We start from the raw sequence: 26,492 nt of genomic DNA, 5'->3' as shown, positions 1-26,492 counted from the left end.
CCTCTTTCTGGCTTGATGGCCTGCTCTTTATGCGCCTGAAAACACTGAAGCCGGATAGCCTTGCACAAACAGCGCCGTGCGTAGCGAGGTATGGTTGATCTGCGCTGCAATGGCATTGCGGATGATGGGTTTGGCATAAAAAGCCAGACCAAGCCCCGCTGCCTTCAGCATGGGTAGATCATTCGCACCATCCCCAATGGCCAGTGTGGCGTTGGCCGGAAGAGCGTGTTTTTCCGCCAGAGAGGTCAGTAACGCCAGCTTGGTATCTGGCCCCAGAATGGGGTGCCCGGTTTCTCCGGTCAGCATGCCATCCGCAATGGTCAGGGTGTTGGCGTGGTTTTCCTGAAACCCGCATAGCGTTGCCACGCGGGAGGTAAAGAACGTGAACCCGCCAGAAACCAGTGCTGTATGGGCACCGTGGGCGCGCATGGTTTGCACCAGTTCCTTTGCGCCTTCGTTCAGCCGCACATCGTTCCAGGCTTTTTCCAGCAGGGAGGCAGGAAAGCCTTTCAACAGGGCCACCCGTTCGCGCAGGGCCGTGGCAAAATCAAGCTCGCCATTCATGGAGCGGGCCGTGATTTCGGCAATTTTTTCACCAATGCCCGCATGGGTGGCCAGATCATCCAGCGTTTCGTTCGCCACAATGGTGCTGTCCATATCAGACACCAGCAGGCGTTTGCGTCGGGCATCCTGATGTGTCAGGACCGCATCAACCGGCTTGTCAGCCAGCGCAGCGCGCAGGGCGGGCAGGCGGTCTGCCGCAGTGGCGGGGCAGGGAATGTCCACCGCTTCTCCGGCGGAGAGTGTGGTGACAGTCTGCGCGCCATCCACGGTGTCCCGCGCCAGGGCAATGGTTGCGGCATCAAGTGTGGCGGCGTCGCGCTGTGCGACAAGTGTCAGGACCAGGCTCATCATTTGGAATTGGGTGTGACAGGAATACCCGCATGAAGCAAGCGGAAGACCAGAGAAACAGCGTTGCGGAACGCGGGCAGGTTGCCCTGATCATTGCGGGCCCCACATGCTCGGGCAAATCAGCCCTTGCGCTGACTGTGGCGCGAAAATTGGGCGGCACCGTAATCAATGCGGATTCCATGCAGGTGTATCGCGATCTGCGGGTTGTGACCGCTCGCCCAACGCCGCAGGAAGAAGCGCTGGTGCCGCATCGGCTTTATGGTGTGTTGCCAGCGGCGGAAAAAGGCAGTGTGGCCTGGTGGCGTGCGCAGGCTCTGGGCGCCATGGCGGAAGCATGGCAGGCGGGGCGACTGCCCATTCTGTGCGGCGGCACCGGCATGTATATGCGTGCCCTGACGGATGGTCTGGCCGAAATACCGGATTGCGGAGAGGCCGCCCGCACCGAGGCGCGACGTCTGGTGGCGGAGGAGGGGCCGGAAGCCCTGCATGCCAGACTGGCGGATGTTGATCCGGATATGGCCAGCCGCCTGCGCCCAGTGGATTCTCAGCGGGTTTCCCGTGCGTGGGAGGTCTGGCGCGGCACGGGGCGCAGCCTTGCGTGGTGGCAGGCCCAGCCCGGTTTGCCACCTGCGCCCTGCCGCTTTGTGGCTGTGCGCCTTCTTCCGCCACGCTCAGACCTGCGGGCCAGAATTGCGGTGCGGTTTGAACACATGATGCAGCATGGAGCCATAGAAGAGGTGGAAGCCCTGCTGGCGCAGCATCTTGACCCCGCTTTGCCTGCCATGCGGGCGCATGGTGTGCCGGAACTTTCAGCCTTTCTGCGTGGTGAAATTCCGCAGGAGGAAGCCATACGGCTGGCGGTGCTGGCAACGGGAAAATATACCCGCAGGCAGGCCACTTGGTTTGCGCATCATGCACTCTCTCAACCGGGGCTGACATACGATCTTGATATGTGCATGCCACCTCCCGAGCAATTTTCGGAAAGAAAATTAAGTGAAATTATTTCTTTTATTCTATCCGGGATTGACGATGCCAGCAGGGTTCCCTAAAGATGCCGCCCAACCCGCTTTTGGGAGATAGGAAGAAATGACACCGAAAACCGCTTCTGCCACCATGGCCGCACAGACCCCCACCACCCTACCGGGTGCGGAAGTCCTTATGCGTGCGCTTGCTGAGCAGGGCGTTGAGGTTATTTTCGGCTATCCCGGTGGGGCTGTCCTACCCATTTATGATGCCCTGTTCCGCCAGAACCATATCCGGCATGTGCTGGTGCGGCATGAACAGGCGGCTGTGCACGCGGCAGAAGCCTATGCCCGTTCAACCGGCAAGGTGGGCGTGGTGCTGGTCACCAGTGGTCCCGGTGCCACCAATGCCGTAACCGGCCTGCTGGACGCCATGATGGATTCCATTCCGCTGGTGTGTCTCTCCGGTCAGGTGCCCACGGCGCTGATCGGGAATGATGCCTTTCAGGAGGCAGATACCACCGGCATTACCCGCCCGGTGACCAAATACAATTATCTGGTGCGTCGTCCGGAAGATCTGGCCCCTGCGGTGCATGAAGCATTTGCCATTGCGCAGTCCGGCCGCCCCGGTCCGGTCCTGATTGATCTGCCCAAGAATATTACAGTGGGAGATGCGCCGTACGTTGGGGCCGATCAGGTCAAGCTGCGCACGGGCAAAGTGCAGGTTGACCCCGAGCGTGAAGCCGTGGCTAGGGCCGTTGCCGCCATGAAAAAGGCGCGTCGTCCGTTGTTCTATACAGGTGGTGGCGTGATCAACTCCGGCCCGGAAGCCAGTGAAGGTCTGCGCAAGCTGGCAAAGCTGACGGGCTTTCCGGTTACCTCCACCCTGATGGGGCTTGGTGCGTTTCCGGGCACGGATAAGCAGTTCCTGGGTATGCTGGGCATGCACGGCACGTACGAAGCCAATCTGGCGACGCACGGATGTGATGTGCTGATTGCTCTGGGCAGCCGGTTTGATGACCGCGTAACCGGTCGGCTGGATGCGTTTTCACCCGATTCTTTTAAAATTCATGCGGATATCGATCCTTCCCAGATCAACAAGATCATTCATGTTGATCAGCCGATTATCGGCGATGTGGGCCGGACCATCGCGCTGATGATTGAAGAGTGGGAAAAACAGCCTGCCTATGAACACAAGGCTGAACTGGCTGCATGGTGGGAGCAGATTGAGGCATGGCGGGGGCTGAACTGCCTGCGTTTCAATCAGGATCACGCACCCGAAGCCATTATCAAACCGCAGCAGGCCATCCAGCGTATTTATGAACTGGCGCAGGAAACCGGGCGCGATACGTTTGTCTCCACGGAAGTGGGACAGCATCAGATGTGGGCGGCTCAGTTCTTCAAGTTTGATGCCCCCAACCGTTGGCTGACGTCTGGCGGTCTTGGCACCATGGGGTATGGCCTGCCCGCTGCCGTTGGGGCGCAGATTGCCCACCCGGATGCGCTGGTGCTGGATGTTGCCGGGGAGGCCTCAACCCTGATGAACATTCAGGAACTGGGCACCATTGCCCAGTATCGCCTGCCGGTTAAGCTGTTCATCATCAACAATCACTATATGGGCATGGTGCGCCAGTGGCAGGAGTTGCTGCACGGCTCCCGCTATTCTGAAAGCTATAGTGATGCGCTGCCAGATTTTGTAAAACTGGCGGAGAGCTTCCACGCCAAAGGGCTGCGTGCCACCCAGATGGACCAGCTTGATGGCGTGATCCGTGAGGCGCTGGCGCATGATGGGCCAGTGGTTGTGGATCTGTGCGTGGCGGAAGGGGAAAACTGCTTCCCCATGATTCCATCCGGCGCTGCGCATAACGAGATGATCCTTGGGCCGGAACAGGAAGAGCGTGGCGCAAAGGTCACGCGTGAGGGCATGATGCTTGTCTGACGCCCCCATTTTTTTGTTCCGTGGCGTGGTGATACGCCTTTAGTCTCGCGTGATTTTCAGGAAGTTTTTCAATGCAGCAGAATGCTCCCGGCTCTGCGGTTATCTCCCTGCTGGTAGATAACGAAAGCGGTGCGCTGGCCCGTATTATCGGTCTGTTTTCAGGGCGTGGATACAATATCCGCAGCCTGACCGTGGCCCCGGTGGATGAAGAGGGACTGGTGTCCCGCGTTAATATTGTCACCACCGGCACCCCGGCAGATATCCGGCAGGTGAAGGCGCAGATCGAACGTCTGGTGCCTGTTTCCCGCGTGGTTGATCTTTCTTCCGCCGGGCCGCATGTGGCGCGGGAGATGGCGCTTATCAAGGTTGTGTCCTCTGGTGAGCCGCGTACCGAGGCGCTGCGTATTGCGCAGGCGTTCCGTGCCCGCGCGGTGGATACCACGGCCTCTTCCTTCGTGTTTGAACTGACCGGTTCAACCGACAAACTTGACAGTTTCATTGAACTGATGCGTCCGCTTGGGCTGGCTGAGGTTTCCCGCACCGGAATCGCGGCAATCTGCCGCGGACCGCAGACAATTCAGAGTCACTGAAGATAACAGAGCGGCAGGAAAAACCCCTGCCGTGGTAAGGAGAAAAACAATGTCTATGCGTGTTTATTACGACCGTGATGCGGACGTGAACCTGATCAAATCCAAAAAGGTTGCAGTTATCGGGTATGGCAGCCAGGGCCACGCTCACGCCAACAACCTGAAAGACAGCGGCGTCAAGGACATCGTGATCGGTCTGCGTGAAGAATCTTCCGCCGTGAAAAAGGCGCAGGATGCTGGCTTCACCGTGATGACGCCTGATAAAGCCGCTGCCTGGGCCGATGTTGTGATGGTGCTGACGCCTGATGAAGGCCAGGGCACGCTGTACAAAGAATCTCTGGAAAAGAACCTGAAGCAGGGTGCCGCTCTGGCGTTTGCTCATGGTCTGTCCATCCACTTCCGCATCATTGAAGCCCGTCCTGATCTGGACGTGTTCCTGATCGCACCGAAGGGCCCCGGCCACACCGTGCGTTCCGAATACCAGCGCGGCGGCGGTGTTCCCTGTCTGGTCGCTATCGCGCAGGATAAGTCCGGTTCCGCTCTGGAAATCGCGCTGTCCTACGCATCTGCTATTGGTGGTGGCCGTGCAGGCACCATTGAAACCAGCTTCAAGGAAGAAGTGGAAACCGATCTGTTTGGTGAACAGGCCGTGCTCTGCGGTGGTCTGGTTGAACTGATCCGCGCTGGTTTTGAAACGCTGGTTGAAGGTGGCTACGCACCGGAAATGGCGTATTTCGAATGTCTGCACGAAATGAAGCTGATCGTGGATCTGATCTACGAAGGCGGCATTGCCAACATGAACTACTCCATCTCCAACACGGCTGAGTATGGTGAGTATGTGTCTGGTCCGCGCGTGATCACGCCGGACACCAAGAAGGCCATGAAGGACATTCTGACCGACATTCAGAACGGCACCTTCGTGCGTAACTTCATTCTGGAAAACCAGTCTGGCAACATTGGCTTCAAGGCTACCCGCGCCATTAACGATGCCCACCAGATTGAAGCCGTTGGTGAAAAACTGCGTGGCATGATGCCGTGGATTTCCAAATCCCGTCTGGTTGACAAAACCAAGAACTGATCAGCCAGCCTGTTCTTTCAGGTTTCTGACAAAAAGCCCTGCCGTGCTTACGCGGCAGGGCTTTTTTGTTTGAAAGACCAAAGACTTCGCGCAACGCTCGCCCTCAGAGCAGAGCAGAGCAGAGCAGAGCAGAGCAGAGCAGAGCAGAGCAGAGCAGAGCAGAGCAGAGCAGAGCAGAGCAGAGCAGAGCAGAGCAGAGCAGAGCAGAGCAGAGCAGGCGCGGGACGATGTGGAAACCGGGGTACGATGCTCTCGGTGGGGCAGGGGGAGGCCAGATGCGGCAACCTTGCTCCGGCATCATGCGTTTGACATCGTTCGGTCAATTTAAGGTGCAGAGGGCACTCTGCTGCTCACAACTCTCTGAGCGTATGCCAGACTATGCAAGTGAGACTGAATAGCGATACCGTATCCGACTGTCGGAAGCGGAAAAGGAGAAAGCAATGTTTGCTTCACGTCTGAAATTTGTTGCTGCCCTTGCCTGCGGGATGGCTTTGGTGCCCTCCCTTGCGATGGCGGCGAGCACCGCCACGGGTGACCTGCAAGGGGCAGATGGTGCCGCCCATGGCACCATCAAAGTGACCGAGGCTCCCAATGGTGTCCTGCTTCGTGTGGAAGCAAAAGGGCTGACGCCCGGATGGCACGGTCTGCATTTTCATGAAAAGGGAAGCTGCGAGCCCCCAAAGTTCACCAGTGCTGGTGGGCATATTCACACCGCAAAGCCTGTTGTGCACGGCCTGCTGCATGAGGGCGCGAATGATGCGGGCGATCTGCCCAACCTTTATGTCGCCGCAGATGGCACGGCAACGGTCGAACTCTACTCCAGCCTTGTTTCTCTGAACGCGGGCGGCAAGCATCCAGCCCTTCTGGATGCTGACGGATCATCCGTGGTTATTCACGCAAACCCGGATGATTACACCACCCAGCCGATTGGTGGCGCAGGGGACCGTGTTGCCTGTGCGGTCATCAAGTAAGATTGTTTCATAAGGCGACGGCGCGGGCACAGCGCGAACCACACTGGATATTGGATGCAGAAGTCTGCTCAGTGCGGTTCGTGCTGCGTCGTTTAGTGTAAAAAGGTGACGTTCACCTTCACCTGTTTTCCATGCCAGGGTAACGCGCTGCGCTCACGGCAGGCGTGGTTTGGTTTCTCCTAGAAAAATACTGGCTTCTTCTGGAATCCATTCCCCTGTATTTTCATCCCGCCCTTGCAGGACCAGCCGAGGTGTGGCGGAACTGCGCTGGCTGCTGGCCTCTTTCAGAAAGGGGGTCATACTATCAGACTGTTTGCGGTTGATAAGGCAGCACAGTGCGGTTTCCGGAAAAGCGGAAAGCAGGTGGGCTGAGCTTTCTTCTCCCGCAAAAATCATCAGCGGAGGGCGTTTCCGTTTGGCGATAACGTATTTGTGGATAATGGCCGTTTTACCGCTTCCGTATGGGAACGGATATTTTGCAGTTTCGGTAGAAAGAAGAACTTTCTTGTGTTCATCCAGCCGTGCACCATAAACGTGCTCTCTTGGAATATTGTAGCCATATTCAGCAGATGTTGCAAAAAAGGCTGTACAGTCTTCCAGGGAGGATGTGCAGATAACCGGGTCTATGCCGTGTTCCTGCAAGATCTGGAACAGATCGGCCATTTCTGGCGTAAGGCGCAGGGCCTGTACAAAGGTGGCCTCGACCGCACCGCTTTTTCCGGCGCGGTCAGGCGGGCAACGCCATGTAATGGGCGTAATGGATTGGCCCAGCCCCCATTCATTTGCGGCGCGTGTCATGGCCAGAACATCAGTAATGGTCTGGCCAGCCAGGAGGCGGATCATCCAGCGCTGGGCTTCCTCTCCCCCATGAACGGCCCGCAGGCTGTGATAATAAAAGATCATGCGTGCGCGGAAGGCCTGATAAGCCGGGTCTTTATCCAGAGCTTCAAGGGAGAGAGGGTGGGGCAGGTGTCCGTAGCGTGCTGCTAGCGCCCGGTAATCTTCCAGAATGTCCTCAACCAGTAGGGGCTGGGAGACAGGTTTTCCATCAAGGGTTGTAAACGGCGCAGGTAACGCCTTTTCTGGCATATGGGTGTGGATCAGGTGCCGGAATTCATGCGCAGGCAACAGGAAACTGAAATGCGCCAGCATGTAATGGAACAATGTTTCCTGCACATTGCCAACAATGGCGGTTTCATCCCAGTCAAACACGGCATAGGGGCGGTGGGTCTGATCATATTTTTCCGAATACTGCCCATATTCGGTGATCACGGCCTGCACGCGGGTGCGTGTTTTGGGGGCCCATTTCAGGGTTTCCAGCATGGGCGGGGTTTCCGCCGGGGTGAAGGAACTTGCCCGGGCAAAAGCAGGGGCAGCCAGCAGGCCGGTCAGCCCGAAACTGAAAGAACGGCGGGTCAAAGAAGACGGCATGCGAGGTCCAGAATGGCTGTTGCAAAAAATCCAGCGCGAAGGCGCGGCTGAACGAAAACATACGTCGGGCAGCAGAGTGCCTAATCTTTCACGTTCTGTCACGGGGAGAAGGGGAGGCAAATAAAGGCAAGGCGGAAGGGATAGGGCAAAAAGGCAACAGCACTCTGGCAGGAAAGGAGCGCAAGACTGATGGGGGAGGGCTTTCAGGCGGTCTCTCATAGTTAGGGGAGGCTAGGAGGTGTGCCGTTATATTGGGGACGGTGTATTGGACGAAGGCAGGCGGTTCTCGCCTCACATCTGTTAGTCAAACAAGCGTTATACTTCTCCAATAGCGGACTCTTTCCAGTTTTCCTTGACGTAAGGAACTGGAGCGGTCAGCCGTGAGGGCATGGATACCATCAGCCTTCTTGCTCTGTTGCTGACCCTCTCAGCAGGCTTCAGCATTCTCAATTACCACACCTTACGCGCTCCAGTGACGATCGGCGTGCTGATCTTCTCGATGCTGATTTCTCTGCTGGTCATGATCCTGAATCCGCTGTTCCCGGCCTATGATCTTCAGTCGCTCCCCCGGTCTGTGCTGGGAGCCATCAATCTGCCTGCGGCTCTTTTAAATGGTGCGCTATCGCTGCTTCTGTTCGCTGGGGCCATGCAGGTGGATGTCGGGCATCTGCGAACAAAGCTGGCTTCGGTAACGGCCCTTTCTATTATAGGAACCGTTCTGGCCGTAGCGTTACTGGCAGGCGCGGCATGGTGTGTTTTCCCCCTGCTGGGCCACGCCGTTCCTTTTACATGGTGCATTGTGCTTGGTGCCATTCTTGCGCCAACAGATCCGGTTTCGGTTGTCGGAATGCTGAAACGTCTCGGCTTGCCAGGACCGCTTCAGGCAGTTTTTGCGGGTGAAAGCCTGTTCAATGATGGCGTGGGGGTTGTTATTTTTGGTGTCACAATCGGACTGGCGACCGGGGATAGCCAAGGGGTAACGGCTTCTGAAATTGCCCTGAGTTTCTGCCGCGAAGCACTGGGCGGTGGTCTTCTGGGCGCACTGACCGGAGGGATCGCGCTCCGTGTGCTCAAGGGGCAGCGGGATCCACATATTGATCTGCTGACATCTCTGGCTCTGGCCACCGGAACATTCAGCATCGCCAACCAGCTTGGCATGTCTGGTGCGATTGCCGTCGTCGTGGCCGGACTGTGTTTTGGGACAAGCTATAGCCATGCCATTTTCGATGAAGCGTCCCGCAAGAAACTCGACATCGCCTGGACGTTGATTGATGAGGTGCTCAACGTTCTGCTGTTCATGCTCATAGGCTTTGAAATACTGGAGATCACCCCACGTCTGTTTACGGTGCTGGCCACGCTTGCCGTGATCCCTCTGTCCATTGCCGTACGGGCATTGAGTGTGCTGTTGTCCACTCTTCCTGTTCATCTCCGGCAGTGGGAGCGGGGTCGTGTCCTTGGTATTCTAACGTGGGGTGGCCTGCGTGGTGGGATCTCGGTTTCTCTGGCGCTTGGACTGCCACCCGGAGACTTGCGCGATCTGGTGCTGCCTGTCTGTTACGGCGTGGTGGTGTTCACCATCATCGTGCAGGGGCTGACGATGGAGCGGGTCGTCCGCAGGCTTTATTCCAGTCATGAGGGCGCATGATCTGTTCTTTCAAAGCGGACACATGGTCTAACACGCGGGGAACGACAGGGACTATCGTGTTGCGGATTTTCGTAATTGATTCGTGATTACCAATAAAAATGAAGCCACTTTGAAACTAGCAGTGCGGAGGGAGATAAGTCAGATACTTCGCTTCGGACATTAGGCCCATAGAAGCGCGGCGTGCATCTAGCACTTTAGGGTCGCTGCCTTTTGCATCGAGTGAGAAGGGGGCATAATGATTGTGCTGACAGGATAACTGGGAACCATAATACTGTGTCCCAACTGTAGCGAGGTTCACACGATCTGTTAGTAAAGCATAGTCTGCCTTGTCGAACTGACCCGTTTTCATCAGGGGTTCAATCTGGCGTAATGCCATGACTTGTAAGGCAGGGTCATTATCGGCGTGCTGGATCAAAAGCCACATCATCCTAGATGATTTTTTGCCAGCCTTCACAATACGCGTCCATCCGTGCGTTTTCAGGATGCCTCGGACCCACTGGCTATTATCCCAATCGGTATTAAACATTGCCATAAGGATGCGCTGCTGGAGAACAGTAGAGGTTTCCGTATCGACGCCGGAGAGAGTATCCAGCGTTCCCATCATCGGATAACGCCAGCCCTGATCAGGAATGATTCGAGCCATAATTTGCTCAGTAAGGTTTTCGCTGTTTGAATCTACCTCAATGGCATTACTGGCTGCAGTCAATGCAGCTTCGTAAGTCTGATAATAAGACAGGCTTCGTTTCAATGCTTTTTGAAAGCTATCCCAATTCTTAAACGCCTTGGCGGACGGTAACGCCAATGACACTTGTCCACATAGATGGTCTTGGTAGCCGCGATTTCTGGGAACGACAGCCTTGACGCCTATGTCTTTCAACTGCGCGTCTTCAGCTAATCCTGCGTCCTGCTCGCAGGCATGGACATAAGATTTGATAGCGTTCCAACTCGCAACCTGCTCAGGCGTGGCATCGGGAAATGCGCCGCGCGCGAACTCATAATTACCCGCATCGAAATTATCTTTGGTTATAAAAGGTGCAAGTGATGGAGGCGCAGCCGCAGCGCCAAGCAGAGGCATCAATGCGGCAACAATTACTCGTAATGAGATATTCCGACGAGCCATCTGCCTATTCTCTGTCTTGTTTTTCCTGAAAAAAGGATACTCTACCTAGGGAAATATTGCCAGTGTGCGTTGTTTCTACTTAATGCTGTAACCTGGTATTTATCGCGAGGGTATCAGAGCATTTATTGTCTCCCTTTATTATACGAGAGCGGATAGTTCATTCCCTCCATCAAAAACGACCTATCTGCTCAACGGAAAAAGAGCCGACAGGTGGCAGTCGTGCTGTTTCGGGCATTTGCTGCGCATAACGCAGAGGGCGTGTTTGAGAGCTCAACACGGTATGGGCGGCAGAGAGTTTTTTGAAGCGGACAAAGTTCATGAGAAGGTTTGACATCGGCGGTTGGGATGGAAACTTTGTCAGTTCAATCGCAAAAAACTGCCGATCCATCCGCTAAACGGTGCAAACGCACATCGAGACAAACTGAAACTGCAAGAGCCTGTTTCGGAACGGCCGACACTGGGTGCCTTCAAGAGAGGCTAGGTTCAGTATGGAACCAGAAAAGTATGCCTCTGCACCGCGCATGCAAAGAGACGTGCGTGGTGCAGAGGTTTTTACGAAGGGAGGCTTAGCCTTCCTGTCCCATTAGTAGCCGTTCGAGTGCGCGTTTGCGGCCGATGAGTGGCAGCAGGTCACGCAGTTCCGGACCGTGTTCTTCGCCTGTCAGGGCAAGGCGCAGGGGCAGGAACAGGGCTTTGCCGGAGCGGCCTGTTTTTTCCTTCAGGGCTGTGGTCCAAAGCTTCCAGGTTGCGGTGTCCCACGGTTCTTCTGGCAGCAGCGCGGCGGCGTCTTTCAGGAAGGCGGAGGTTTCCGCTTCCTGCGGTGGCGGCACAATGTCTCCATAGACCACACTGGCCCACAGCTTCGCTTCGGAAAGCATTTCGATATTGCCGCGAATGGCCAGCCAGAAGGCTTCCGTTGCGCCGTGAGGGAGGCGTTCCGCCACGGTAGCGAAAGGCGTCTGGGCCAGCAGCTTGTGGTTCAGGGCCAGAAGCTGCCTGGTATCAAACCGCGCGGCGGATTTTGAAATGTGGGAGAGGTCATACACCTTGGCCTGCTCCGCAAACGGCACCAGAATTGGGTCATCTGAACTGCCAAGCCGAGCCAGATAGGCCACCAGCGCTTCGGCTTCCACCCCGTCCTGACGCAAGGTGCGCAGGGACATGGCGTCAAACCGCTTGGAGAGTTTGCCCCCATTTTCATCCAGCAGCAGCGGCAGGTGCGCAAAGCGGAAATGGTCGGGGCGTGCGCCCAAAGCCTCGGCAATATCAATCTGCACGCCGGTATTGGTGACGTGATCTTCGCCACGGATGATGTGGGTAATGTCTGTTTCCAGATCATCCACAACGGAGGCGAGCGTGTAGAGCACGGTGCCATCGGTCCGCACCAGAACGGGGTCAGACACGGAAGGCAGTTTGACCTGACACGCCCCCATCACAAGATCCCGCCACTGAATGATGCGGTCAGAAAGACGGAAGCGCCAGTAAGGCACCTTGCCATTGGCTTCGGCCTGCGCGCGCTGTTCTGGCGTCATTTTCAGCATGGCGCGGTCATATACCGGCGCGCGGCGCTGGCGGATCTGTGTTTCGCGCTTGGCGGCCAGTTCCTGTTCGCTTTCAAAGCACGGATACAGGCGGCCCGTGGCCTTCAGTTTTTCAATGGCTTTGGCGTAACGGTCCAGCCGCTCGGTCTGGCGGAAGGTTTCATCCCACGTAATGCCCAGCCATGTCAGGTCTGTCTGAATGGCTTCAACATGGCTTTCCTTGGAGCGCTCGATATCCGTATCATCAATACGGAGTTGGAACGCCCCGCCATGGCGGCGGGCAAAGAGGGCGTTGGCAATGGCAAGGCGAGCATTGCCAACATGCAGCATACCGGTGGGGCTGGGCGCAAAACGAAGCTTCATGACGTCTCTATGCCGTGACTGGCGCGGAAATACCAGCCCTCTCCTGCCTGTCAGGCAGCCGGTTTTTCAGTGGGTGGTGGGTGGTTCGTCGTCGTCCGTAAACGGAGCGTCATCCTCCTCATCCACCAGCCGGCGGGGGTCCAACGCGCGCCAGTCCCGCTCCATGGGGGTGGCGCGGGTAGCGGCAAAATCATCCAGTTCATTGGCGGAACGCCAGCCATCCTCTTCGGCTTCCAGCACCACGGCGTCTTCCCCAAAGCTGAACCAGGCTGTCAGCACATCCTTGGTAGAAGCGCCCGGCACGCGGCACCGTTCCACGCTGTCTCTTACATAAGAACGGGCAAACGCGTTGGCGTGCGCCAGATCATGAAAACCGCCAACTTCTTCAACAATGTTGTCTTCTGCGCCGCCTGAGAGATCAAGAATACGCACACGCCAGGTTTTATCTTCCGGTGTGAGGGTTTCTGTCATGCAGAGGAGCCTTTCTGTGCTTTGCGCTGGGAGGGGAGGAGGAATTCCCGCCCGATCTTCACGCGTTCCGTGCCGTTGTAGGACACAATATCCGCCGTGGCGTACGTTTCGTTCCAGCGATCAGGAATAAAGGAGCCGGTGCCGACCACATCAATGGGGGCGTGGGCATCGGCCATGCAGGCGCATTTGGTAACGCCAAAGCCGGAGGAAGCAATGATCTTCACATGAGGGAAGCCAGCCTCATCCAGCGCGTCACGCATGCGCCAGACAGCAGCGGCGGAAACGCCGGTGCCAATCAGGTAACGCAGTTCTGAATCAGAACGATACCGGCGCAGGGCTTCCGGTGCGTGGCGGTCAACCACCGCGTACGATTCCTGCGGGTTCAGCCCTTCCAGAAACCGCCCGCCATGGGTGTCAAGGCGCACGCCAAGGCGGCCCTGTGCGGCAAGATCAGGAAAGCGGCGGCATACGGCCAGCGCATCCGTCACTTCCTTGCCGAAGTAATCCACCAGCACCACCAGATCCGTTTCCGGATAAAGTTCGTGGAACATTTCCGCAGCGCGCACGGTGGAACCCGCATAGCCAATAAGGGCATGGGGCATGGTGCCATAACCATGCGTGCTGTTGAAAAACGGTGCTACGGCATCATTCGCGGTGCCGATAAAACCGATGGCGCCATCGCGTTTGGCGGCACGTCCCCCTACGGAAGCCGCATAGGCCATCAGTTCCTGCATTCCATAGCCAGCGCAGTGGCGGGCATCCATGGCCAGAAACTTGGTGTGGGGCAGGGAGACAGCAATCTGATACGCGCGGTGCGCGGCCACACAGGGGCTGCCCAGCTTTTGCAGCAGAAGCGTTTCCAGATCAGCCAGATGAGTGAAGGAGCCGGTGATATAGACTAATGGCTCCCCAGCACCCACCCATTCGCCTTCCGGGTGGACCAGATCAATTGTGTAGGGGCTGTTCCGCTCCGCCATCACGTTCTTCAGCCATTCCAGCATCAGCCCCGGCGCGGAGATGACGGGACGACGAATGAAGAAGGCGTATGTAACCTCACAGTCTCCAAAGTGAGAGACAATCCGCTTGGTGCGGTTGAAGTAGGAATCCGTTCTGGCCGTAATGACCGGGTCGGGAAGCGGTGCGGACGAACTGGCCGTGTTCAGGCCGGGCGTTTCAACGCCGTTAGAAGGCTGCACCATCCTTGTCTCATCTCCATTCCGGTTCAGGCTGCCTGGATGATGGGGGTTCCGGGCGGTGCGGTAAAGGCACCCCCCGGTTCTGTGATCATGGGTTGGTGGACGCGTTCAGCGTTTGCCGGTCAGTTCCTCAGCCATCAGGAACGCCAGTTCCAGAGACTGCTCGGCATTCAGGCGCGGGTCACAGAAAGTTTCATAACGGTCAGCCAGATCGGATTCCGTCAGGCAGTGTGCGCCGCCCACGCATTCCGTTACGTTCTGACCGGTCATTTCAATATGCACGCCACCGGCATGCACACCTTCAGCCGCACAGGCATCAAAGAAGCCTTTCACTTCCGTCATGATGGCATCAAATGACCGTGTTTTGACCTTCTGCGTGGTGGAGATGGTGTTGCCGTGCATCGGGTCAGTCAGCCAGGTCACGGTACGGCCGGTGGCTTTTACGGCCCGCATCAGCGGCGGCAGGTGCTTGTCAATCTTGTCCGCGCCCATGCGGGAGATGAGCGTAATGCGCCCGGCTTCATCAGTCGGGTTCAGGATTTCCAGCAGCTTTTCCAGATCTTCCACCGTGGAGGTCGGACCAACCTTGATGCCGATGGGGTTACGCACCCCACGCAAGAATTCGACATGCGCGCCGTCCGGCTGGCGGGTGCGGTCCCCGATCCAGATGAAATGGGCGGAGCAGTCATACCATTCGCCTGATGTGGAATCGACACGGGTGAGTGCCTGTTCATAAGGCAGCAGCAGGGCTTCATGAGACGTATAGAATTCGGTTTCATCCACCTGCGGGGCGGAGGCAGCGTCAATACCGCAGGCCTGCATGAAGGACAGAGTCTCCCCAATCCGTTCCGCCATCACACGGTAGCGGTTGGCCAGCGGAGAACGTTCCACAAACCCCAGATTCCAGCGGTGCACTTCATGCAGGTTGGCATAGCCCCCGCGAGAGAAGGCGCGCAGCAGGTTCTGGATACCGGCGGACTGGAAATAACCGGTTTCCATGCGCACAGGGTCAGGAATGCGGGCTTCTGCCGTGAAGTCCGGCCCGTTGATGATATCCCCACGGTAGGACGGCAGCGTGACATCGCCCTTGGTTTCCGTATCGGAAGAGCGCGGCTTGGCGAACTGGCCCGCCATGCGGCCCAGCTTCACTACCGGCACTTTTGCGCCAAAGGTCAGCACAACCGCCATCTGTAGCAGCACGCGGAACGTATCGCGCACCACATCGGCCTTGAATTCGCCGAAGCTCTCGGCGCATGCGCCGCCCTGCAATACAAAAGCCTGCCCTTTGGCGGCCTGGGCCAACTGGGCGCGCAGGCGGCGCACCTCACCGGCAAATACCAGTGGCGGATACACATGCAGCCGGTCTTCCACCGCTTTCAGCGCGGCTTGATCCGGATAGGTTGGCATCTGCTTGACAGGAAACGAACGCCAGCTATCCGGCATCCAGGTAGCAGACGTCGGGCGGGGCTGGGCGAGCGAGGCACTCATGGACTTGATCCTGTCAGTTCTATCTGTCTTGAAGATGTGGGGTTAGGTGTAAAGAAAACAGTCCCCGTTGCCATAAAGGCCGCAAGGGGCTGTCTTTATGTCCAAAACGCGGCCAATACGCAAATTTTCTTCCGGTAATCCGCCCGTACGCGCAACGACTGAGCAGGAAATGCGTAAAGAGAATGAGCGGGCTGTTCACACGGCATGGCGTCTGCCCGCTGGGGAAACACGCAGGAGGTCATCCTGAAACCCCAACAAGATCAGCACCATAGAGCATTCAGTGGCTCGGCCAGACGCAAAGTAACGTGGATTGGATTTTTTCGTGAGTTGGTGCGATACTAACGCCATGCCGCCTGCATCACACAGTGAGGGTGCAGGTTAGGATCATTTTTTTTCACGGGGTGACGCGCAATGGCGCAGCTGCGTAAATCATCTTTCCTGCTGCTGGCGGGTCTCAGCCTTGGTGTGTGTCTGGCTTCTGGTGCATCAGCCGCTCCTGGTGACCCATCCCTGACGCCGGATAACAACATTTCCTTTGGGGAAGGGGCAGCTTCCGGCTCCTCCTCAAAGAGTGGTTCTGCGGAAAAAAGAACCGTGCATGGCCACCGTAATCTGCCTCCGGGTTATCAGGACGCGCCGTCCATGGAGTTCAACCATGGGGATGATCCTGATCATCTGGCCAAGGTGCATCGTGACTCCATTACAGGCTCTGATCTTTCCCGTTATGGGTCCGCCTATCAAAGCAGTGGCCCGTACGGCTCTGGTCAACTTGGCGACTCCACGGGGAATGGCTGGGTAACGCCCCGCTAAATCCGCCAGCCTATATGGCGTGCCCTGCAGCGTTGTTGAGGCTGTGGGGTGTGCTTTGCCTCCCTTGGTGGAGGCATTTCTCATTTTTCCACAATTGAAACGCTTGTTTGGCCGCTGGTCAGGTCTAGCAGGCGGTGTGTGATGTCTTCCTGCTGTGCGGCAGGGAGGGTGAGCACAAACTGCGCGCCCGTGGCATCGTATTCCGGCGTGGCTGCATCCAGCCCCCACTCCTGCAAGCGGGCTTGAAGAATGGCCAGCAGGGAAAACGGGACGTGGAACGTGAGGGTGACACGTTCGATAATGGCTTCCTTGGGGGCTTCGCGCAGGCATTCTGCTGCTGTGCCAGCATAGGCGCGGATCAAGCCGCCCGCACCCAGCTTGATGCCGCCAAACCAACGGCTGACCACAACCGCCACAAAATCCAGCTTCTGTGCCGTAATCACCTGTAAAATGGGTCGCCCTGCGGTGCCGGAGGGTTCTCCTGCATCATGGCAACGGCAGATGGGGCCAATCTGCCAGGCCCAGCAATGGTGTGTGGCATCAGGCTCGGCGGCGGCAATCTGGCTGATAAAGGCATCGGCCTCTTCCGCACTGCGCACAGGGGTGGCCCGTGCCAGAAAACGGCTTTTGCGGATGTCTTTTTCCAATGAGAACGGGCCGATCAGCGTTTCAGTCATGGCGCGTATGATAAGGGCCGCGTCTGAAAGGCGAAAGGGAGGTTCCCCACGCTATGTATGGACGCGGTGGCAGATGCCTCCTGTTAAGTTTGTGGGTGCGATCGACCAACTGCGTTTTGTTCAGATGACGTGTCAAATATATGGCAACAAAGTGAGGGGTTGCTGCGTTGCGGGAGGAGAAGAAACGCACCATCTGAATAAGGGGAGAGACACGTTTCTTCCTCATGGCAAGTTTTCTGAACACAGGCGCAGTCTGTCACACAGGCTGCCGGCAAGAGAGGCGGCATCTGTATGAGCAACCCATTGATGCAAAGCATTAACGACATGAGCCGGGAGCGATTTGTCTCGACTTTCGGTTCTGTATTCGATCATGCGACCTGGGCCGCGGAAGAGGCTTACGAGTGTCGGCCGTTTGCTGATGTCAAATCCCTTTTTACGACACTGACAGCCATGGTGCGTGCCGCACCCGATGAGGCACGCCGGCGGGTAGTCCGGGCTTATCCGGGGTTGGAAACATTTCTGGCCGTGGCTTCAGCCGAGGCGCTGACACAGCCTGTTTCCGATGTGCCAGCGGATCTTAACCGGCTTTCTTCTGAGGAGTTTGCTCAGTTTCGCGCACTGAACAAGGCGTATCAGGAACGGTTTGATATGCCGTTTGTGATCTATGCTCAGGATCTGACACGCGCGGAAGTAATGAAAGCACTGGAGCAACGGCTGCGATATGAACCTGAGGTTGAAACGGCAACGGCGCTAGGAGAGGTGGCCAAGTTTGCCCGCGTAAAGCTGGCGGAAATCTGCCAGAAGCTTGAACCGGGGCAGCCTAAGTAATTGCGTTGCTTGTCCTGAGTATCGCTCGCGTGCGCGTCTGCCTTGCCCAAAGAGCAGGGGCGCAGCGTGCACAATTGCGCTTGCCGTAAAAAGCGGGCACATATCTCTGGCATGTAGCTGTGTGAGAGTGGGGAGTGCGACACGTCATGACGCAGTGGTTTCGTAAAGGATGTCTTCTGGCCGCAGGATTGCTGGCCGTTTCCCTTCCTGTGATAACTGCGTCTCCGGTTTTGGCGGATGATGATGACGGCGGTGATGAAGAAGGCCACAAAGGGCCGGACATGCACAAGCTGGCTGCCAAGCCGCCTTTGCCCCGCGCCCACAAGGATTTCAGCAAATTCCGCTACCGGCCCGCTGGGGACAAAGTGCAGGAACAGGCCGACGCAAACCGCCTTCTGTTCTGGACGCCTGATGGCAAGCCGGATGGCTATGCACAGCGCCGCGGCAGCAGCATTATCTATTACAATGCACAAGGACAGGCCACGCGGGTTCAGCATCTGGAACCCAATGAACTGACTGACGATTAAGAGCCTGTTTAACAAAGGCTCCAAGTTTTTCAGGGCTGTTTGTGGCTGAACACTGTTTGATTGGGCGGGTGCATCTTTGCATTCCGCCGTCAGGTCGGCTTTTTCTGCCCACAGAAATTTACTTCACTTTGCACCGACTGTTTTTTCAGCGCACCATCAACCTCGTATGAATGATAACCCTCTTTCATGAGCTAAGGACGGTGCTCTCGCGATGGCTTCCGGGGCGAGGATGGTACGAGGTTGGATGGTCGTCCCTTATGAGGAACACCTTCAGACCAACCCAACCGGCACTGCCTTTTTCAGGCCGTGCCCACGTAGCCGGGGGTTTCAATCAGATCCAGAATGGAGGCTGATGTTTCCTCAATGGAGCGACGGGTTACGTCAATAACCGGCCAGTTGTGGTGGCGGCACAGGCGGCGGGCCCAGCGCAGTTCTTCCTGCACTTTTTCCAGATCAATGTAGGCGTAATCAGCAGCAGGGTCACGCAGGCGACCGGATGGGATCATCTGGGAAAGGCGCGTACGGCGAATTTCGATCAGTGTTTCCGGATCAATGGTCAGGCCGATCACCGGCCGTTTTATGGTGAACAATGCCTTGGGTGGCTCAATGCCCATCACCAGTGGCCCGTTGGCGGCCTTGATGCCCCGGTTAGCCAGATAAAAGCAGGTTGGCGTTTTGGAAACTCGGGAAACGCCCACCAACACTACATCGGCTTCATTCAGTTCGTTTGTTTCCTGACCATCATCATGCGCCAGCACGTAATGCATGGCCTCGATACGCTGGTAATAGTTTTCATCCATGATGTACTGGCCACCAGGATGCCGCGTAGCTTCCTCCCCCGTTTCTTCTGAAAGGAAGGTCACAGCGCTGTCCAGCACATCCAGCAGCCGTACCTGCATGCTGGCACATCCTGCTTCCATATCCGCCTGCAAGGCAGGATCTGTCAGCGAGGACATGACGGGCCCACGGTCCAGCGCGATGTGACGCAGAACACGCCGAAGCTGGAGGCGGGAGCGGATCAGGTTCCAGTGGCGGAGCCGGATTTCCGTGTTCGGGAACTGCGCAATGCAGGCGCGGGCAACAGAATCAAGGGTCTGGCCTGTGGCTTCAGACACGAGATGAAGGGTCAGTGTTTTCTGGTTCATAATCGTTTTGGCTGAGAAAAAGGCCGCCCTTTTTGGGGGCGGCCCTGTTTCTTCAGGCTTTTACCGCATTGCGGCGGGCGGCAAGGGCGGCCTGTGCGCTGGCAAGCCGCGCAACGGGCACGCGGAAGGGGGAGCAGGAGACATAATCCAGCCCCACTTCCTCAAAGAAGGAAATGGAGAGCGGATCGCCCCCGTGTTCCCCGCAGATGCCCAGCTTGAGGTCGGGCTTGGTCGCACGGCCTTTTTCAACGCCCATGCGCACCAGCGCGCCAACGCCTTCCCGGTCAATGGAGATGAAGGGGTCCTGCGGCAGCAGCCCTTTCTCCACATAGGCAGGAAGGAAGGAGCCAGCATCGTCACGGGACAGACCAAGGGTGGTCTGCGTCAGATCGTTCGTGCCGAAGGAGAAGAAGTCCGCGCTTTCCGCAATCTGGTCTGCCGTGATGGCTGCACGGGGCAGCTCAATCATGGTGCCAATGGTGTAGGTCAGCTCGGCGTTCTGTTCTTTCAGCACATCCGCAATCACGCTTTCACAGGCTTTGCGCACCAGATCGAGTTCTGCTTTGGTGCCCACCAGCGGGATCATGATTTCCGGAATAACGGCCTTGCCAGTTTCCTTGGAAACGGCAAGTGCTGCTTCCGTAATGGCCCGCACCTGCATGGCGTAGATTTCCGGATAGCTGATGCCCAGACGGCAGCCACGGTGGCCGAGCATGGGGTTGGCTTCGGACAAGGCAGACCGGCGGGCGCGCAGGGCGTCCACGCTCTGCCCAAGGGCGGCGGCCACGTCTTTCAGTTCTGCTTCCCCGTGCGGCAGGAACTCGTGCAGCGGCGGGTCAAGCAGACGGATAGTGACGGGCAGCCCAGCCATGATGCGGAACAGGGCCGAGAAATCATCCCGCTGGAAGGGCAGCAGCGCCCCAATGGCACGGGCACGGGCTTCCGGTTCTTCCGTCATGATCATCTGGCGCACATGGCCAATCCGATCCGGGCCGAAGAACATGTGTTCCGTACGGCACAGGCCAATGCCTTCCGCGCCGAAGCGACGGGCTGTTTCAGCATCTTCCGGCGTTTCTGCATTGGCACGAATGCCCAGACGACGCACGGAATCGGCCCAGCCCATCAGGGTGGAGAAATCGCCAGAAAGAGAAGGCGGAATGGTGGGAACACGGCCCAGATAGACAGCACCCGTGCCGCCATCCAGCGTGATCCAGTCACCAGCCTTCAGGGTATGACCGCCAACGCTGAGTGTCTGTGCCTTGTAGTCCACGGTAATGCTGCCAGCACCTGCAACGCAAACACGGCCCATACCACGGGCCACCACGGCCGCGTGGGATGTCATGCCACCACGGGTTGTCAGCACACCACGGGCTGCGTGCATGCCATGCACGTCTTCGGGTGAGGTTTCGATACGCACCAGAATGACATCTTCACCCTTGGCGGCACGGTCTTCCACATCTTCAGCGGAGAATGCAATCACGCCGGTAGCTGCACCGGGGGAGGCCGGAAGGCCACGGGCAAGCTGTGTACGCTCGGCCTTGGGGTCAAGAACCGGGTGGAGAAGCTGATCAAGCGAGGAGGGCGGTACGCGTGTAATGGCGTCTTCCTGCGTGATCAGACCTTCGCGTGCCATGTCAATGGCAATGCGCAGTGCGGCTGCGGCAGTACGTTTGCCGTTACGGGTTTGCAGGAGGTACAGCTTGTTGCTCTGCACCGTGAACTCAATGTCCTGCATGTCCTTGTAGTGGCGTTCCAGGAGTTCACGCACCTTCAGCATTTCCTGATAGGCCTGCGGTAGCGCCTTTTCCATCGGGTTCTGGTCAGGCGTGGCGCGTTCGGCGGACATGGGCTGCGGCGTGCGGATACCAGCCACTACGTCTTCACCCTGCGCGTTGATCAGGTATTCACCGTAGAAAATGTTCTCGCCGGTGGAGGGATCACGCGTGAAGCAGACGCCGGTGGCGCAGTCATCACCCATGTTGCCGAACACCATGGACTGAACGTTGACAGCCGTGCCCCAGCTTGCCGGAATATCATGCAGCTTGCGGTAGGTGTTGGCGCGCGGGTTCATCCAGGAACCGAACACGGCACCAATGGCGCCCCAGAGCTGATCCTTCGGGTTTTCAGGGAAGGGTTTGCCTGTTTCGTTCTGAACAATGCTCTTGTAGTCCTTGACCACAAGCTGCCAGTCTTCAGCGCTGAGGGCGGTATCATCTTCCTTGCCCAGTTCCCGCTTGGCCTGTTCCAGAATGTCTTCAAACCGATGGTGCGGGACACCCAGCACAACGGAGCCGTACATCTGGATGAAGCGGCGGTAGCTGTCCCACGCAAAGCGGGCATCACCGGAGGAGCGGACAAGCCCTTCCACCGTTTCATCATTCAGGCCCAGGTTCAGCACCGTGTCCATCATGCCGGGCATGGAAACACGTGCGCCCGAGCGCACGGAAACAAGAAGCGGTGCGTTGGCATCACCGAAGCGCAGCCCCATGGCCTTTTCAACCCGGCCCATGGCATCCTCAATCTGGGATTCCAGCTCTGCCGGGTAGGCGCGGCCATTTTCATAAAAGGCGGAGCAGACTTCAGTGGTGATTGTAAATCCGGGCGGAACTGGCAGGCCGATATTGGCCATTTCAGCCAGATTGGCCCCTTTGCCGCCGAGGAGATTGCGCATTCCGGCGTTGCCTTCATTATGGCCAGCGCCGAAACTATAGATCCACTTGGTCATTTTGCCGTTCACTTCGTTGGTGCGAACGCAGAGCCAGCTCTACCCCGATCGAGGGGATGGGAACTACCGGAGCAACGGGCCGATCTGCGAACGGATTTTATTTTTTTATTTTGGACGACTTAATCCACCCCATCGATAGCAACGAGCATGACGCGTTTTGTTTCCCGCGGCAATGACTCTTTTTGGGCAAAGGCCCGCTTCAGGCCGGTCTTAGCCCTGACTTGCGCAAAAATCGTTCCATCCGGCTTCGTCCAGCGTATCAATGCCGAGTTCCGCCGCTTTTTTGGCTTTGGAGCCCGCTTTTTCCCCCAGAATGACAAGGTCCGTTTTTTTGGAGACGGAATCAGACACTTTTGCCCCCATCCGCTCCGCCATGGCGCGGGCTTCCTGCCGGGTGAGGGTGTGCAGGGTGCCGGTAAACACGACGGTCTTGCCTGCCAGCGGCCCGCCGGAGGTTTGTTCTTCCTCTGTTATGTTCAGGAACGATCTCAGGTCTTCCAATGTTGCAAGGTTGTGCTCCTCGCTCATGAAGGCCACCAGATCATCCGCGATCACGCTGCCAATGCCGGTAATGGAGCCCAGTTCAAGCCGTTCGTCTGAACCAATGATGGCGGCCTTGCGCAACTGTGCCACCCAGTTTTCATACGTGCCGTAATGGCGCGCCAGCAGACGGGCGTTGCTCTCGCCAATGCGGCGGATTCCCAGCGCGAAGATAAAGCGGGAGAACGCAATGGTGCGGCGCGCTTCTATGGCTTGCATCAGGTTACGCACAGACTGTTCGCCCCAGCCATCCCGCTTCATGATGCTTTCCGCATGGGTGTGCAGGCGGAAAATATCCGCAGGGGTGTGAATCAGCCCTTCCTCATAAAACTCGCGGATACTGCGCTCGCCCAGCCCTTCAATGTCAAAGGCATTGCGGGAGACAAAATGGATAAGCCGCTCCACAATCTGCGCAGGGCAGGTCAGGCCCCCTGTGCAGCGGCGCACGGCTTCCCCTTCCGGCCGCACGGCCAGCGCGCCACAGGCAGGGCAATGGTCAGGGAAGTGGAATGGCTCCGCACGGGGCGGTGCATCCGGGCCCGGTGGCACCACCGCCAGAATTTGTGGAATGACATCACCCGCGCGTTGAATCTGCACCGTATCGCCGGGGCGCACGTCCTTGCGGGCAATTTCGTCTTCATTATGCAGCGTGGCGCGCATGACCAGTACGCCCCCCACATTGACGGGGTCCAGATGTGCAACCGGGGTCAGGGCGCCGGTGCGGCCTACCTGAATTTCAATGGCCCGCAGGGTGGTAATGGCCTGCTCTGCCGGGAACTTCCACGCCACCGCCCAGCGGGGCGCGCGCCCCGCAAAGCCCAGACGTTCCTGCAATGTCAGATCATCTATCTTGTAAACAACGCCATCAATATCGTAGCTCAGCGCGGCGCGGGCACGGCCAATCTCTTCAAAAAAAGCTTCGGCACCACTGGCCGCTTCCAGCCTGCGGGAGAGCGGATTGACCGGAAATCCCCATGCCCGCAACTGCTCCAGATATGCCCAATGGCTGCGGGCCTGCTTTTCTGAACTGAAGCCCATGGCATAGGCGAACAGAGAAAGAGGGCGGCGGGCGGTAACGCGAGGGTCAAGCTGCCGCAAGGAACCCGCGGCTGCGTTGCGTGGGTTAGCGAAGGGTTTGCGGCCAATGGCTTCCTGCGCCGCGTTCAGCGCCAGAAAATGCTCCTTGGAGAGGAAGACTTCCCCACGAATTTCAATCAGTTCCGGCGCGTGCCCCTCAAGCTGCTGAGGCAGATCCTTCAGCGTGAGCAGGTTGGCGGTCACATCCTCGCCTTCCGTGCCATCGCCTCGGGTTGTGCCCCGTACAAAGCGTCCGTTTTCATAGGTCAGGCTGATGGAAAGCCCGTCAATCTTGGGTTCGGCCACAAAGGCCAGCTTCTGGGCATCCGCCTCGCTCAGCCCCAGAAAGCGGGTCGCGCGGCTGATGAAGGCTTCAAATTCTGTCTGATCAAACACGTTGTCCAGAGAGAGCATGGGCACCAGATGCCGGTGCTTGCCAAAAGCATTGTCCGGCGCGGCCCCTACGGTCTGGGCCGCACTCTCTGCCGGTTCAGACTCCGGGTGAAGCGCCACAATGGCATCGTAGCGTTTGCGCAGGGCGTCATATTCGGCGTCGCTCACTTCGGGCGCATCATGCGTATAATAGGCGGTATTGTAGCGGCCTATCAGGTCTGCAAGGCGGGTGAGTTCAGCTTTGGCCTGTGCGGCGTCCAGTTCAGTCGGGGCGAGGTGTTCAGTCATTCTTCTGTCCAAGCAGGCTGGCGGCGGCGGCGCGGGCGGCATCGGTAATCACGTCTCCGGCCAGCATACGGGCAATTTCTTCCTGCCGTTCTTCCATGCCAAGCGGTGCGGCGTGGGTGGCGGTATTGCCATTGCGTACAATCTTGCCAATGCGCAGATGGGCATCCGCGCTGGCCGCCACCTGCGGGCTGTGTGTCACGGCCAGCACCTGCACGGACCGGCTTGCCAGCCGGTGCAGGCGTTCCCCAATGGCGGCGGCGGTGGCACCGCCCACACCGGCGTCAATTTCATCAAACACAATGGTGCCAATGGCAGATTGCTCCGCCAACACCAGTTTGAGCGCTAGCATCAGGCGGGAAAGCTCACCGCCGGATGCCACCTTGGCCAGTGGGCCGGGCGGCTGGCCGGGGTTGGCCGCAATCAGGAAGGTAATCTGCTCCATGCCCTGCGCACTCCAGTTTTCAGGGGGCAGGGGCTGGATATCCACCAGAAAGCGGGCCTTTTCCAGTTTGATGGGTTTGAGTTCACGGGTCACAGCCTGTTCCAGCTTGCGGGCGGCTTTTTCCCGCGCAGCAGAAAGGCGTCTGGCGGATGTTTCATACACCGTGCGGGCTTCCTGCATGGCCTGTTGCAGTGCATCCAGATGCGTGACGCCGGTTTCAAGTGCCGCCAGCCGCAGGGTCAGCCGTTCGCGCAGGCCGGGCAGATCCTCGACTGTTACATCATGTTTGCGTGCGGCGGCACGCAGGGCGAACAGGCGCTCCTCCGCTTCTTCCAGCAGGCGCGGGTTGGCTTCCGATTCATCGGCCAGACGAGAGAGCAGGGTTTCTGCTTCCGCCAGTGCGTTTTCTGCGCCTTCAAGGGCAGCCAGAGCCTCGCTGGTGCGGGCCTCCAGCGGGTCATGGGTCGTTTTTTCGGCAGAGGGAGGCGGGAGCAGGCGTTGCAGAGCGCGGCTGGCACCCCGTAAGGCCGCCGCTGGGCCAGCATTGCGCCGGTCTCGCGGGTTCAGTTCTGCCTGGGCTGCTGCAATGGCCTCACCGCGCCGTTCGGCCTGCTGAAGGGCATGGCGCTGCTGGGCCAGAGCGTCTTCTTCTCCCGCTTGCGGGGCAAGGGTGGCCAGTTCGTCCACCGTATGCCGTAGCCATTCTTCTTCCCGCGCGGCTTCCTGAAGGTTTCTGCGTGCGGTTTCCAGTTCGGTAATCAGTTTCTGCCATGTCACGTAAGCGCGCGTTACGTCCGTGAGCAGGGAAGACCCCACGCCGTAGGCGTCCAGCAATCCGCGATGGGTGCTGGAATCGGCAAGCCCCATCTGCTCGTGCTGGCCCTGAATTTCCACCAGGGTGACAGCCACGCGACGCATGAGCGTGATGCCCACGGCCTGATCATTCACCCATGCGCGAGACCGGCCTTCCTTTGAAATAATGCGGCGGAGCATCAGGGGCTCCCCGGCTTCGGCCGGAATCCCCTGTTCGTTCAGCAGCGCATAGGCCGGGTGATCGAGTGGCACGTCAAAACTGGCGGTCACACGGGCCTCATCGGCGCCCGCGCGCACCAAGCCAGCACTGGCCCGTTCCCCCAGCGCCAGCCCCAGACTGTCAAGCAGGATGGATTTCCCGGCACCGGTTTCCCCGGTAAGCGCTGTGAAGCCTGCGTGCAGGGAAAGGTCCAGCGCTTCGATAAGCACCACATCCCTGATGGAAAGGTTTGTCAGCATGATGGGTCCGGTCTGAAAATCTGACGAAGACAATCTCTGAAGCGGTGGTGTGTTAACCGCCTTG

21 protein-coding genes are annotated in these 26,492 nt (G+C 58.0%); 9 read left to right on the top strand and 12 right to left on the bottom strand.

Translation table 11 applies throughout. The annotated features are described in order from the left end of the window. Nucleotides 1-27 precede the first annotated feature (27 nt). A complete protein-coding gene (gene serB, locus QWU00_RS03460) occupies nt 28-915 on the bottom strand; it encodes a phosphoserine phosphatase SerB (protein ID WP_035380449.1) in 888 nt (295 codons plus the stop codon). A 29-nt stretch (nt 916-944) separates the two neighbouring features. On the opposite strand from serB, the gene miaA reads away from it, so the two are divergent. From miaA to sodC, 5 genes are all read left to right on the top strand, one after another. Further along, nucleotides 945-1,961: a tRNA (adenosine(37)-N6)-dimethylallyltransferase MiaA gene (gene miaA / locus QWU00_RS03455; protein WP_035380447.1), complete on the top strand. Its 1,017-nt coding sequence runs from the start codon at nt 945-947 to the stop codon at nt 1,959-1,961. A 37-nt stretch (nt 1,962-1,998) separates the two neighbouring features. Further along, the gene (ilvB, locus tag QWU00_RS03450; protein ID WP_035380446.1) at nt 1,999-3,813 is read left to right on the top strand and encodes a biosynthetic-type acetolactate synthase large subunit; all 1,815 of its coding nucleotides are present in this window, start codon (nt 1,999-2,001) and stop codon (nt 3,811-3,813) included. Between the two features lie 71 nt (nt 3,814-3,884). After that, a complete protein-coding gene (gene ilvN, locus QWU00_RS03445; protein ID WP_006560244.1) occupies nt 3,885-4,403 on the top strand; it encodes an acetolactate synthase small subunit in 519 nt (172 codons plus the stop codon). 55 nt (nt 4,404-4,458) lie between these two features. Beyond that, entirely contained in the window at nt 4,459-5,478 is a 1,020-nt protein-coding gene (gene ilvC / locus QWU00_RS03440) for a ketol-acid reductoisomerase (protein ID WP_006560245.1), read from the top strand. Nucleotides 5,479-5,918: 440 nt separating this feature from the next. Further along, a complete protein-coding gene (gene sodC / locus QWU00_RS03435; RefSeq protein WP_035380444.1) occupies nt 5,919-6,449 on the top strand; it encodes a superoxide dismutase[Cu-Zn] in 531 nt (176 codons plus the stop codon). A gap of 153 nt (nt 6,450-6,602) precedes the next feature. Here the strand turns inward: sodC and QWU00_RS03430 are convergent, their stop codons facing one another. Continuing rightward, entirely contained in the window at nt 6,603-7,880 is a 1,278-nt protein-coding gene (locus QWU00_RS03430; protein WP_035380443.1) for a lipoprotein pyruvate-formate lyase, read from the bottom strand. A gap of 388 nt (nt 7,881-8,268) precedes the next feature. Here QWU00_RS03430 and QWU00_RS03425 point away from each other — a divergent pair, with 388 nt between their 5' ends. Continuing rightward, on the top strand, nt 8,269-9,525 hold the full coding sequence (locus QWU00_RS03425; protein ID WP_035380442.1) for a cation:proton antiporter: 1,257 nt from the start codon (nt 8,269-8,271) through the stop codon (nt 9,523-9,525). A 115-nt stretch (nt 9,526-9,640) separates the two neighbouring features. Here the strand turns inward: QWU00_RS03425 and QWU00_RS03420 are convergent, their stop codons facing one another. From QWU00_RS03420 to QWU00_RS03400, 5 genes are all read right to left on the bottom strand, one after another. Continuing rightward, on the bottom strand, nt 9,641-10,645 hold the full coding sequence (locus QWU00_RS03420) for a DUF6624 domain-containing protein (protein WP_052051374.1): 1,005 nt from the start codon (nt 10,643-10,645) through the stop codon (nt 9,641-9,643). Nucleotides 10,646-11,211: 566 nt separating this feature from the next. After that, entirely contained in the window at nt 11,212-12,549 is a 1,338-nt protein-coding gene (gltX, locus tag QWU00_RS03415) for a glutamate--tRNA ligase (protein WP_035380440.1), read from the bottom strand. 66 nt (nt 12,550-12,615) lie between these two features. After that, nucleotides 12,616-13,020, bottom strand: coding sequence for a hypothetical protein (locus QWU00_RS03410; RefSeq protein ID WP_035380438.1), 405 nt, complete (start codon nt 13,018-13,020; stop codon nt 12,616-12,618). Then, nucleotides 13,017-14,219: a nicotinate phosphoribosyltransferase gene (locus tag QWU00_RS03405; protein WP_081939062.1), complete on the bottom strand. Its 1,203-nt coding sequence runs from the start codon at nt 14,217-14,219 to the stop codon at nt 13,017-13,019. Before QWU00_RS03405 ends, QWU00_RS03410 begins: the two co-directional genes overlap by 4 nt. 105 nt (nt 14,220-14,324) lie before the next feature. Continuing rightward, nucleotides 14,325-15,704, bottom strand: a complete 1,380-nt coding sequence (locus tag QWU00_RS03400; RefSeq protein ID WP_035380434.1) for a class II 3-deoxy-7-phosphoheptulonate synthase — start codon at nt 15,702-15,704, stop codon at nt 14,325-14,327. A 411-nt stretch (nt 15,705-16,115) separates the two neighbouring features. Here QWU00_RS03400 and QWU00_RS03395 point away from each other — a divergent pair, with 411 nt between their 5' ends. Next, nucleotides 16,116-16,514, top strand: coding sequence for a hypothetical protein (locus tag QWU00_RS03395; protein ID WP_035380432.1), 399 nt, complete (start codon nt 16,116-16,118; stop codon nt 16,512-16,514). A gap of 80 nt (nt 16,515-16,594) precedes the next feature. Here the strand turns inward: QWU00_RS03395 and QWU00_RS03390 are convergent, their stop codons facing one another. Further along, the gene (locus tag QWU00_RS03390) at nt 16,595-17,191 is read right to left on the bottom strand and encodes an IMPACT family protein (protein ID WP_035380430.1); all 597 of its coding nucleotides are present in this window, start codon (nt 17,189-17,191) and stop codon (nt 16,595-16,597) included. Nucleotides 17,192-17,482: 291 nt separating this feature from the next. On the opposite strand from QWU00_RS03390, the gene uraD reads away from it, so the two are divergent. Further along, nucleotides 17,483-18,019, top strand: a complete 537-nt coding sequence (gene uraD, locus QWU00_RS03385) for a 2-oxo-4-hydroxy-4-carboxy-5-ureidoimidazoline decarboxylase (protein ID WP_052051373.1) — start codon at nt 17,483-17,485, stop codon at nt 18,017-18,019. 146 nt (nt 18,020-18,165) lie between these two features. Further along, the gene (locus tag QWU00_RS03380) at nt 18,166-18,546 is read left to right on the top strand and encodes a hypothetical protein (protein ID WP_006558235.1); all 381 of its coding nucleotides are present in this window, start codon (nt 18,166-18,168) and stop codon (nt 18,544-18,546) included. 299 nt (nt 18,547-18,845) lie between these two features. Here the strand turns inward: QWU00_RS03380 and QWU00_RS03375 are convergent, their stop codons facing one another. The 4 genes from QWU00_RS03375 to recN form a co-directional block, all read right to left on the bottom strand. Continuing rightward, nucleotides 18,846-19,691 (bottom strand): pyruvate, water dikinase regulatory protein, encoded by an 846-nt coding sequence (locus QWU00_RS03375; protein ID WP_035380426.1) that lies wholly within the window; start codon nt 19,689-19,691, stop codon nt 18,846-18,848. Nucleotides 19,692-19,743: 52 nt separating this feature from the next. After that, the gene (ppdK, locus tag QWU00_RS03370) at nt 19,744-22,416 is read right to left on the bottom strand and encodes a pyruvate, phosphate dikinase (RefSeq protein ID WP_035380423.1); all 2,673 of its coding nucleotides are present in this window, start codon (nt 22,414-22,416) and stop codon (nt 19,744-19,746) included. 210 nt (nt 22,417-22,626) lie between these two features. Then, complete coding sequence (ligA, locus tag QWU00_RS03365; protein WP_035380421.1) at nt 22,627-24,714, bottom strand: NAD-dependent DNA ligase LigA; 2,088 nt, start codon at nt 24,712-24,714, stop codon at nt 22,627-22,629. Then, the gene (gene recN / locus QWU00_RS03360) at nt 24,707-26,428 is read right to left on the bottom strand and encodes a DNA repair protein RecN (RefSeq protein ID WP_035380520.1); all 1,722 of its coding nucleotides are present in this window, start codon (nt 26,426-26,428) and stop codon (nt 24,707-24,709) included. The genes ligA and recN overlap by 8 nt, the downstream gene beginning before the upstream one ends. Between the last annotated feature and the right edge of the window lie 64 nt (nt 26,429-26,492).

This window comes from Acetobacter tropicalis (genome assembly GCF_030644465.1).
Taxonomy (GTDB): Bacteria; Pseudomonadota; Alphaproteobacteria; order Acetobacterales; family Acetobacteraceae; genus Acetobacter; species Acetobacter tropicalis.
The sequence above is the reverse complement of the archived record's forward strand: the minus strand, read 5'-3'. Positions and strand labels throughout refer to the sequence as shown.

What these genes read in the sequence shown, in the direction of transcription:
- serB (WP_035380449.1), bottom strand. Translation starts at nt 915, where the DNA reads ATGATGAGCCTGGTCCTGACACTTGTCGCACAGCGCGACGCCGCCACA.
- miaA (WP_035380447.1), top strand. Translation starts at nt 945, where the DNA reads ATGAAGCAAGCGGAAGACCAGAGAAACAGCGTTGCGGAACGCGGGCAG.
- ilvB (WP_035380446.1), top strand. Translation starts at nt 1,999, where the DNA reads ATGACACCGAAAACCGCTTCTGCCACCATGGCCGCACAGACCCCCACC.
- ilvN (WP_006560244.1), top strand. Translation starts at nt 3,885, where the DNA reads ATGCAGCAGAATGCTCCCGGCTCTGCGGTTATCTCCCTGCTGGTAGAT.
- ilvC (WP_006560245.1), top strand. Translation starts at nt 4,459, where the DNA reads ATGCGTGTTTATTACGACCGTGATGCGGACGTGAACCTGATCAAATCC.
- sodC (WP_035380444.1), top strand. Translation starts at nt 5,919, where the DNA reads ATGTTTGCTTCACGTCTGAAATTTGTTGCTGCCCTTGCCTGCGGGATG.
- QWU00_RS03430 (WP_035380443.1), bottom strand. Translation starts at nt 7,880, where the DNA reads ATGCCGTCTTCTTTGACCCGCCGTTCTTTCAGTTTCGGGCTGACCGGC.
- QWU00_RS03425 (WP_035380442.1), top strand. Translation starts at nt 8,269, where the DNA reads ATGGATACCATCAGCCTTCTTGCTCTGTTGCTGACCCTCTCAGCAGGC.
- QWU00_RS03420 (WP_052051374.1), bottom strand. Translation starts at nt 10,645, where the DNA reads ATGGCTCGTCGGAATATCTCATTACGAGTAATTGTTGCCGCATTGATG.
- gltX (WP_035380440.1), bottom strand. Translation starts at nt 12,549, where the DNA reads ATGAAGCTTCGTTTTGCGCCCAGCCCCACCGGTATGCTGCATGTTGGC.
- QWU00_RS03410 (WP_035380438.1), bottom strand. Translation starts at nt 13,020, where the DNA reads ATGACAGAAACCCTCACACCGGAAGATAAAACCTGGCGTGTGCGTATT.
- QWU00_RS03405 (WP_081939062.1), bottom strand. Translation starts at nt 14,219, where the DNA reads ATGGTGCAGCCTTCTAACGGCGTTGAAACGCCCGGCCTGAACACGGCC.
- QWU00_RS03400 (WP_035380434.1), bottom strand. Translation starts at nt 15,704, where the DNA reads ATGAGTGCCTCGCTCGCCCAGCCCCGCCCGACGTCTGCTACCTGGATG.
- QWU00_RS03395 (WP_035380432.1), top strand. Translation starts at nt 16,116, where the DNA reads ATGGCGCAGCTGCGTAAATCATCTTTCCTGCTGCTGGCGGGTCTCAGC.
- QWU00_RS03390 (WP_035380430.1), bottom strand. Translation starts at nt 17,191, where the DNA reads ATGACTGAAACGCTGATCGGCCCGTTCTCATTGGAAAAAGACATCCGC.
- uraD (WP_052051373.1), top strand. Translation starts at nt 17,483, where the DNA reads ATGAGCAACCCATTGATGCAAAGCATTAACGACATGAGCCGGGAGCGA.
- QWU00_RS03380 (WP_006558235.1), top strand. Translation starts at nt 18,166, where the DNA reads ATGACGCAGTGGTTTCGTAAAGGATGTCTTCTGGCCGCAGGATTGCTG.
- QWU00_RS03375 (WP_035380426.1), bottom strand. Translation starts at nt 19,691, where the DNA reads ATGAACCAGAAAACACTGACCCTTCATCTCGTGTCTGAAGCCACAGGC.
- ppdK (WP_035380423.1), bottom strand. Translation starts at nt 22,416, where the DNA reads ATGACCAAGTGGATCTATAGTTTCGGCGCTGGCCATAATGAAGGCAAC.
- ligA (WP_035380421.1), bottom strand. Translation starts at nt 24,714, where the DNA reads ATGACTGAACACCTCGCCCCGACTGAACTGGACGCCGCACAGGCCAAA.
- recN (WP_035380520.1), bottom strand. Translation starts at nt 26,428, where the DNA reads ATGCTGACAAACCTTTCCATCAGGGATGTGGTGCTTATCGAAGCGCTG.